Annotated in this window: 8 protein-coding genes; 7 read left to right on the forward strand and 1 reads right to left on the reverse strand. The window is 73.5% G+C overall.

Annotated features, from left to right (window positions below; translation table 11 throughout):
* The first annotated feature begins 12 nt into the window (after positions 1-12).
* The 7 genes from KSNIM_RS30405 (at position 13) to KSNIM_RS30435 (ending at position 6,840) form a co-directional block, all read left to right on the forward strand.
* A complete protein-coding gene (locus KSNIM_RS30405) occupies positions 13-1,077 on the forward strand; it encodes a DUF881 domain-containing protein (RefSeq protein WP_263106327.1) in 1,065 nt (354 codons plus the stop codon).
* 202 nt (positions 1,078-1,279) lie between these two features.
* A complete protein-coding gene (locus tag KSNIM_RS39485) occupies positions 1,280-2,158 on the forward strand; it encodes an FHA domain-containing protein (RefSeq protein ID WP_411543800.1) in 879 nt (292 codons plus the stop codon).
* 62 nt (positions 2,159-2,220) lie between these two features.
* The gene (locus KSNIM_RS30415; protein WP_263108179.1) at positions 2,221-2,970 is read left to right on the forward strand and encodes a MerR family transcriptional regulator; all 750 of its coding nucleotides are present in this window, start codon (positions 2,221-2,223) and stop codon (positions 2,968-2,970) included.
* Positions 2,971-3,080: 110 nt separating this feature from the next.
* Positions 3,081-3,554, forward strand: coding sequence for a bifunctional nuclease family protein (locus KSNIM_RS30420; RefSeq protein ID WP_263106328.1), 474 nt, complete (start codon positions 3,081-3,083; stop codon positions 3,552-3,554).
* Positions 3,555-3,805: 251 nt separating this feature from the next.
* The gene (locus KSNIM_RS30425) at positions 3,806-4,489 is read left to right on the forward strand and encodes a MerR family transcriptional regulator (protein ID WP_263106329.1); all 684 of its coding nucleotides are present in this window, start codon (positions 3,806-3,808) and stop codon (positions 4,487-4,489) included.
* A 178-nt stretch (positions 4,490-4,667) separates the two neighbouring features.
* Positions 4,668-5,366: a vancomycin high temperature exclusion protein gene (locus tag KSNIM_RS30430; RefSeq protein WP_411543896.1), complete on the forward strand. Its 699-nt coding sequence runs from the start codon at positions 4,668-4,670 to the stop codon at positions 5,364-5,366.
* Positions 5,367-5,442: 76 nt separating this feature from the next.
* A complete protein-coding gene (locus KSNIM_RS30435) occupies positions 5,443-6,840 on the forward strand; it encodes a DNA polymerase IV (protein ID WP_263106330.1) in 1,398 nt (465 codons plus the stop codon).
* 166 nt (positions 6,841-7,006) lie between these two features.
* On the opposite strand, the gene KSNIM_RS30440 is transcribed toward KSNIM_RS30435, so the two are convergent.
* Positions 7,007-8,491 carry an MFS transporter gene (locus KSNIM_RS30440; RefSeq protein ID WP_263106331.1) on the reverse strand — a complete coding sequence of 495 codons (1,485 nt, stop codon included), beginning with the start codon at positions 8,489-8,491 and terminating at the stop codon, positions 7,007-7,009.
* Positions 8,492-8,763: the final 272 nt, after the last annotated feature.

An 8,763-nucleotide genomic window follows, 5' to 3' on the forward strand; every position in this document is an offset into this window, starting at 1 on the left:
GAGAGACACGTCGTGGAACAGGACGACAAGCCGAACGGCGCGCAGGTGCCGCCCTCGGAGGAGGGTGCGGCGTCCGAGCCGCGCAAGGCCCCGGGGAAGCCCGCCGAGGCGGTTGCCGGGGAGCGCGCCGAGGGAGTCACGGGCGAGCCCGACCCGGCTGCCGAGGTGGCCGGGCCCGGCCCGGACCGGGCGGAGCCTGCCGCGGCGCAGACCGCGGCCCGCCAGCCGGAGCCGGAGCCGATGTCGCGGCCCGAGCCGGAGCCCCGGCTTGAGCCCGTGGCCGAGCCGGTTTCCGAGCAGGTGGAGCCGGACGGGCGGTCCGAGCCCGGCGAAACCGTCGAGACCGCCGAGCCGGCCGACTCGCGCCGCAGGATGCGGGCCGCGCTGTGGCCGCCGCGGCTCTCCCGCGGCCAGCTGGTCGTCGCCGTGCTGCTGTTCGCGCTGGGCCTGGGTCTGGCGATCCAGGTGCGCTCGACCAATGACCACAACCAGCTGCGCGGGGCCCGCCAGGAGGATCTCGTCCGCATCCTCGACGAACTGGACAGCCGTCAGCAGCGTCTCCAGCAGGAGAAGACGCAGCTGGAGCAGTCGCTGACCCAGTTGGAGAACAGCTCCAACCAGGCCAAGGAGGCCCAGGAGCAGACCAGGAAGAAGGCGACCGAGCTCGGCGTGCTCGCCGGCACGGAGCAGGCAACCGGGCCGGGAATCGTCTTGACGATCAATGATCCCCAGGGGCAGGTGAAGGCGGATATGCTGCTGGACACCCTGCAGGAACTCCGAGCGGCTGGAGCGGAGGCGATTCAGATCAACGACGTGCGTGTCGTGGCCGGCACCTACTTCACCGACGGCGCCGACGGCGGTGTGCAGATCGACGGCAAGAAGGTGTCGCAGCCGTTCCGCTTCACGGTCGTGGGCAACCCCCAGGACCTGACGCCCGCGCTCAACATCCCGGGCGGCGTGGTGCGCACCCTGGAGAAGGAACAGGCGACCGCGGTCATCACCCAGCAGCAGAAGGTGGTCGTCGACGCGCTCGCCGAGTCGAAGCCGCTGCGGTACGGCAAGCCGGCGGCGAAGTGACGGGTCGACTGTCCTACGGTCCGTCAGGTGCGCGCCGCCCCCGGTGGCGCGCCGCCGGGCGGCCTGAGGCACACTGGGATGTTCCACCCCGGCGGTGCGCTCCGCCGCCTGCTCGGGCCCGGCCGGATGCCGGGCCAGCTGCCTGTCCGAGCCTGTCACCCTGCCCCGCGGGCGGGTCTGTCACACGCAAGGGGATTCGCCCGTGAGTCTGTTCTCGAAGCTGTTCGGCCGCAACAACCGCCAGGATTCGGTCGAGGCGCCCACCGCGCGCCACCGCCGCCCGGGTGAGGAGGCCGCCGTTCCCGGCATGCGGCCCGCGCCCGAGGCGGACCAGTACGCCGAGCGTCCGCTGTTCCGGGACGGCCACGGCGCGGCTCCGTACGAGGGGAATGCTCAGGGCTACGGCGCGTCGGTTGAATCGGGTGGCGCGCCGCGCATAGGTTTCCCGGCAGCACCCTCAACCTCCGGTGGAGGGTTTACCCCGGACCCCTACGCCGGGCACGTCCAGCAGGGTGTGCCGAGCCAGGAGGCTGTGACGATGGCTGGCACCTCCCCGTGCCCGCGGTGCGGCAACCAGAACCCGGTCACGGCCCGGTTCTGCTCCAACTGCGGGACGGCGCTGCGCCACGCGCCGCTGCCGGAGGGGGCCGCCGAGACCACGTCGACCATCTCGATCTCCGGGATCGAGTCGTACGAGCCCGGTGCCACCTCCACCGGCGCCACCCCGGCGCTGTCGCCCGAGGTGCTGGCCGCGATCGACGCCCTGCCGCCGGGCTCCGCCCTGCTGATCGTGCAGCGCGGCCCGAACTCGGGCAGCCGCTTCCTGCTGGACTCGGACGTGACCACCGCGGGCCGTCACCCGCAGGGCGACATCTTCCTGGACGACGTGACGGTCTCGCGCCGCCACGTGGAGTTCAGGCGGCTGCCCGGCGGCGGCTTCTCGGTGGCGGACGTGGGCAGCCTGAACGGCACGTACGTCAACCGGGAGCGGATCGACGAGGTCACGCTCAGCAACGGCGACGAGGTCCAGATCGGCAAGTACCGGCTGGTGTTCTTCGCCGGCCACGCCCGGGGGTACTGAATCCGACATCGGCAGGAGCCCGAGTGACCGCGAACCCTCCCACCACCCTCGGGGCCACCCCCGTGCCAGCCACACGCCGTGCGGCCGAGGCACGGGGGAGGGGCGGCGACGAGCTGCTCTCGATCGGCGCCGTGCTGGCGTTCCTCCGGGACGACTTCCCCGAGGTCACCATCTCCAAGATCCGCTTCCTGGAGGCGGAGGGGCTGGTCGACCCGCAGCGCACGCCGTCGGGCTACCGCAAGTTCAGCGCCGGGGACGTCGAGCGGCTGGCGTACGTGCTGCGCATGCAGCGCGACCACTACCTGCCGCTGCGGGTGATCCGCGAGCACCTGGACGCCATCGAGCGCGGCGAGGCACCGCCGGCGCTGCCCGCGCCGGAGGCCAGGCCGGGCCCGCTGGAGGAGGCCGACCGTGAGCTCGGCGCCGCGTCCGGTGCGGTCGCCGGGGTGAGGCTCGGGCGGGCGGAGCTGCTCGCCGCGGCCGAGGCGGGCGAGGCCGAACTCCGCGAGTGGGAGTCGTACGGACTGGTCACGGCCGGGACGGACGGCGGCTACGACGGGGAGGCGCTGCAGATCGCCCGGCTGGTCGCCGAGCTCGGCCGGTACGGCCTGGAGCCGCGCCACCTGCGGGCCATGAAGGCCGCGGCCGAGCGCGAGGTGGCTTTGGTCGACCAGGTGGTGGCACCGCTGCGCCGGCACCGCAACCCGCAGACCCGGGCGCACGCCGAGACCACCGCCAGGGAGCTCGCGACGCTCTCCGTCCGGCTGCACGCGGCCATGGTGCAGGCGGGCCTGCGGTCCCGGCCCAACTGAGCCGCGGTGTCCTGAGCCGCGGTGTCCGCGACACCCCGGGGCCGCGCGGCTGACCAGGGCCGGACGTGCTGCGCTTTCCTATCGGCGGCGCGAGCCATAGGGTTGCCAGTGTGAATGAGCTCGACGTCGTGGGTGTCCGGGTGGAGATGCCTTCCAACCAGCCGATCGTGCTGCTGCGGGAGGTCGGGGGCGATCGGTACCTGCCGATCTGGATCGGCCCGGGCGAGGCGACCGCGATCGCCTTCGCGCAGCAGGGTATGACCCCGGTGCGGCCGCTGACGCACGACCTCTTCAAGGACGTGCTCGACGCGCTGGGCCAGCAGCTCACCGAGGTCCGGATCAGCGACCTGCGCGAGGGCGTCTTCTACGCCGAGCTCGTCTTCTCCGGCGGCGTCGAGGTGAGTGCGCGCCCCTCGGACGCCATAGCGCTGGCCCTGCGGACCGGGACGCCGATCTACGGCAGCGAGAACGTGCTCGCCGAGGCAGGCATCGCGATCCCGGACGAGCAGGAGGACGAGGTCGAGAAGTTCCGCGAGTTCCTGGACCAGGTCTCGCCGGAGGACTTCGGGGGCGGCCAGCAGTAGCCGCCGGCCCCCGCCGACACCTCCCTCGTACTGCCCGTCTCCGTGCGCTGCAACCGCGCTTTGCAAAAAGCGGCGTTCCTACCCACACTGAGGGCACGAAAAACCACTCTTCGGGGTGACATCCGACCGGAGCCCCGGCGTGGCGATCGTTGACGGGCCTGTGGTGACTGCCTACCGTCAAGGGAGGTTCCGGTCGGCCTGCGCCGTCCGGCGCTCGTAGAGCCGCAGGACCGAGTGGACGGAGGCCAGGCATGAGCGGTACCGGCGACGACGCCACCGCCGGGGGCCTGTGCGCCGTGCACGTGCCGCGCGCCGGCCGCGGACCGGCCCCGCGGGGCTGGGAGGCCCCGGCCGAGCCCGCCGAGTCCGAACTGCCCCGGGTGGGCCGCTTCCCCGCCGTCCAGGCCGGGCAGCCCGCGATCGAACGCATCCCGCCGACCTCCGCGCTGGTCGGCTACCGTGGGCCCACCGCCTGCGCCGCCGCCGGCATCACCTACCGTCAGCTCGACTACTGGGCCCGCACCGGGCTGCTGGAGCCCAGTGTCCGCACCGCCTACCCGGCCGGCGCGCAGCGGCTCTACAGCTTCCGCGACATCCTGCTGCTGAAGATCGTCAAGCGGCTGCTGGACGCCGGCGTCTCGCTGCAGAACATCCGCGTGGCCGTCGCCCACCTCCAGGCGGCCGAGCCCGCCGACCTCACCGGCCTCACCCTGATGTGCGACGGCGCCACCGTGTACGAGTGCACCAGCCCGCAGCAGGTCGTCGACCTGATCGGCGGCGGCCAGGGCATGTTCGGCATCGCGGTCGGCGCGGTCTGGCAGGAACTGGAGACCGCCCTCGGCCGGCTGCACGCCGAGCGCACCGACACCGGCGAGACGCTCGTCGGCCACGACCCGGCCGACGAGCTCGCCCAGCGCCGCAACCGCGCCGTCTGACGCAACCTCGCGGTCCGGCGCAACCCCGCGGGTCCGACGCACCGTGCGGTCCACCACGGCGACCCGACGGTGCGACGGCCCGACGGTGCGACAGGACCCGGCCCGACCCGCCGACGGCGGAACCGCACCGGCCCCGGGCAGCGTCCCGCCAGATGTGTCGATCAAGGATCTGAAGGCGCTGCGCAAGGCCGTCGCGCGACTGCGGAGGATTCCCGGGCTCGGTGACCGCACCGGCCGACGGCGCTGGTTCCAGGCCGCCGTCCTCACCAGTGCCCTCACGCTCGCGCCGAGCGCCTGGCTGTGGACCGGCGAGAGCGGGCGGGTCCACACGGTGGCCGACGCCCCCGCCGCCCCCGTCGCCGTGGTCTTCGGCGCCGGACTCTTCGACGGCGAGCCGTCGCCGTACCTGGCGCACCGGCTCGACGCGGCGCTGAGCCTCTATCAGCAGCACAAGGTGCAGGCGATCCTCGTCACCGGGGACAACAGCACCACCGACTACGACGAGACCGACGCCATGCGCCGCTACCTGACGGACCACGGGGTCCCCGACGTCCGGGTGGTCGGCGACTACGCGGGCTTCGACACCTGGGACTCCTGCAGCCGGGCCCGCCGCGTCTTCGGCGTCGACCACGCCCTGCTGGTCAGTCAGGGCTTCCACGTGCGGCGGGCCCTGGCGCTCTGCCAGGCCGCCGGCATCGACGCGGACGCCGTCGCCGTCGACGAGCCGCACGACACCACCTGGTACTACGGCGGGATGCGGGAGATCCCGAGCGCGGGCAAGGCGGCGCTGGACGCCTGGCTGCGCCCGGACCCGCAGTTCCTCGGCACGAGCGAGCCCGGTGTCGCCCGCGCCCTGGCGGACGCCGCGAAGCCGTAGGGCCCGCCGCGGCGGCGGTGCGGTGCCGGCGCCCCGCCTCGAACGGATTGTCACAGCCGTGCGCGATGATCGCGGTGTGCGGACTGTGCCGAGCATCATCCACCTCGACATGGACGCCTTCTTCGCCGCGGTGGAGCAGGCGGCCAAGCCGAGCCTGCGCGGCAAGCCCGTGGTGGTCGGCGGCCTCGGCGGCCGCGGCGTCGTCGCCACCGCCTCCTACGAGGCACGCCGGTTCGGCGTCCACTCGGCGATGCCGATGGCCCAGGCCCGCCGGCTCTGCCCGAACGCCGCCTTCCTGGCCGGGCGCTTCGCCGCCTACCGGGAGAACAGCGAGATCGTCATGGGCCTGCTCCGCGAGCGCTCGCCGCTGGTCGAGCCGCTGAGCCTCGACGAGGCCTTCGTCGACCTGGAGGCCGGCCCGTACGGTCCCGCCCTCGCCGAGGCCGACCCGGCGGCCGGAGCGCAGCTGGTGCTCGCGGTCGCCGAGGACCTGCGCGCCGACATCCTGGAGCGGACGGGCCTCACCGCCTCCGTCGGCGCCGCCGGCTCCAAACTGATGGCGAAGATCGCCTCCGAGCAGGCCAAGCCGGACGGTCTCGTCCTGGTGGAGATCGGCTCGGAGCGGGCCGTGCTCAGCCCGATGCCCGTCCGGGCGCTGCCCGGGATCGGCCCCGCCACCGAGCAGACACTGCGCCGGGCGGGCCTGACGACCGTGGCCGACCTCGCGGACGCGGGCGAGGCGGAGCTCGTCCAGCTGCTCGGGCGGGCGCACGGCACCGGCATCCACCTGATGGCCGTCGGCCACGACGAGCGGCCCGTGGTGCCCGACCGTGACGCCAAGTCGGTGTCGGTCGAGGACACCTTCGAGGTCGACCTCGCGGACCGAGACCGCATCCTGCGCGAGATCGACCAGCTCACCGTCCGCTGCGTCGGACGGCTGCGGGCCGCCGGCCGTTCCGGCCGCACCGTGGTGCTGAAGGTGCGCCGTTTCGACTTCTCCACCCTGACCCGTTCCGAGACGCTGCGCGCCCCCACCGACGACGAGGCGGTGATCGCGGAGACGGCCCGCCGGCTGGCCCTGCAGGTGGACACCACCGGCGGGGTGCGGCTGCTCGGGGTGGGCGTCTCCCAGCTGGCCGACTACACCCAGGAGGACCTCTTCGCCCAGGCCGCGCACGCCGCGGAGGCCGATGCCGAGACAGAGGCGTCGGCGGAGACCGGGGGAGCGGACGCCGCCGGCACGCCGCCGGCGGAGCAGCCGGCACCGGCCGTGCCGCCGGTGCTGCGCCGCTGGCTGCCCGGGCAGGACGTCCACCACGCCGAGCACGGCCCCGGCTGGGTGCAGGGCAGTGGCGTCGGCCGGGTCACCGTGCGCTTCGAGACGCCGTACGGGCCGCCCGGCCGGGTGCGGACCTTCGCCGTCGACGACCCGGATCTGGAGCCGGCCGACCCCCTGCCGCTGCGCCCGTCCTGAGCGGCCGGCGGGGCCGGGGCGTTGGTGGAAAGGGCGAGCGGCCCCGCACCGTCCCAGTGCGGGGCCGCTCGGCGGGGCCGGGCCGTGTCCGCGGTCGCATGCCCACAACCGTCCACGGGGCCCGGCCCCCTCGCGCCTCGTCCCCTGGCGCGAGTCAGACGCCTCGTCAGGCGTCGGTCTTGACCAGCTCGGGGCTGGAGGAGGTGGTCCCGGCCGGGGCGGCCGGGAGGTCGGCGGCCTTGATCCGGCGGATCGCGAACGGCACCAGGCCGGCGACCACGCACATCACGGCGGCCGTCCAGTAGGCGTGCTCGTAGGCGTTCAGCGTCGGCAGGGCGACCGGGATCGGCAGCTTCATGGTGTCGCCGGTGAGGATCGCCGCCATGACGGCGGTGCCGACGGCGCCGCCGACGGTGCGCAGCACCGCGTTCATGCCGTTGGCGATGCCGCTCTGCTCGGCCGGCACGGCGCCGTTGATGTAGGCGGGCATGGCGGCGTAGGCGAGGCCGACGCCGAGGCCGAAGACGGCGGAGGCGAGGTAGATGTCGATCTCGTGGCTGTGCCGGACGGCGAGGTAGGCCATGGCGACGGCGCCGAGCAGGCCGCCGGCGACGAGCGGCAGGCGCGGGCCGCGGCGGGCGATCATCATGGCACCGAGCGGGGCGGCGACCATTGAGCCGAGCGCGGACGGCAGCAGCATGATGCCGGCGTGCAGGACGGTGGCGGTGAAGCCGTAGTGGGCGAGCTTCTCCGGGGTCTGCGCGAAGTTGCTGATGACCATGAAGGAGCCGTACATCCCGAAGCCCATGAGCAGGCCGGAGATGTTGGTGAAGGCGACGGCCGGGCGGGACATCATCTTCATGTCGACCAGCGGGTGGCTGACCTTGACCTCGATGAGGATCCAGACGAGGGCGACCACGGCGGCGACGGCGAACAGGCCGAGGGTGCGGTTGGAGGTCCAGCCCCAGTGGTTGCCCTGGCTGACGGCGATCAGCAGGGCGGAGAGCCAGCCGGCCAGGGTGAGCGCGCCGAGCGGGTCGGCGCCGCCGTCCTTGTCGACGACCGGGTCCTTGGGCACCCGGATCGCGACCAGCGCGACGGCGAGGATGCCGAAGACCAGGCCCATCCAGAAGATCGACTTGTAGCTCCAGTGCTCCAGCAGCAGGCCGGTGGCGACCAGGCCGAGACCGCTGCCGACGCCCATGGAGGCGCTGATGGCGGCGACGCCGCCGGTGACCTTGGCCTTGGGCAGCTCGTCGCGGACGATGCTGATCGCGAGCGGGAGCACGCCACCGCCGGCGCCCTGCAGCACGCGGGCGACGACCAGCCAGGTGAAGGAGTGGGTGCCGACCGCGAGGGCGGAGCCCGCGACCAGGCCGGCGAGCGAGACCAGCAGCATCGGCTTGCGGCCGCGGAGGTCGCCGAAGCGGCCAAGCAGCGGCGTGAGCACGGCCGCGGAGAGCAGGTTGGCGGTCATCAGCCAAGTGATGCTGGAGCCGGAGACGTCCAGCTCCTTGGCGAGCGACGGCAGGATCGGCACGACCGCGGTCTGCACCACGCTGAACGCCAGCATGGCCAGCACGAGCGCGGGGAGCACCCGCGCACTGCTCGGCTTCTCGTCCGTGGCGGCGGGCTGTGGGGCCTCACTCACGGTGGGTTTCCTCCCGTTCGGGACGCCGGAAGCCGGTCACTGCTTCAGGCAAGCGATAGTGAATGAACTGAAGTAACGATGCAGGGCGATACTTCAGTCTGTCAAATATCGATCGGTGAAGCTTTGGCAAAGCGCAGGTCCCGGCCCGCCGCAGCGGACCGGGACCCGGGGGAGTCCTGCCGTCGGAGGATCAGATCGGAGGATCAGACCGGGCGCAGCGGCTCCGGCCGGGGCGGCTGCGCCGCGGCCGCCCGCGCCGCGACCTGGACGGG

The sequence above is a fragment of the Kitasatospora sp. DSM 101779 genome (genome assembly GCF_025655475.1).
Lineage (GTDB): Bacteria > Actinomycetota > Actinomycetes > Streptomycetales > Streptomycetaceae > Kitasatospora.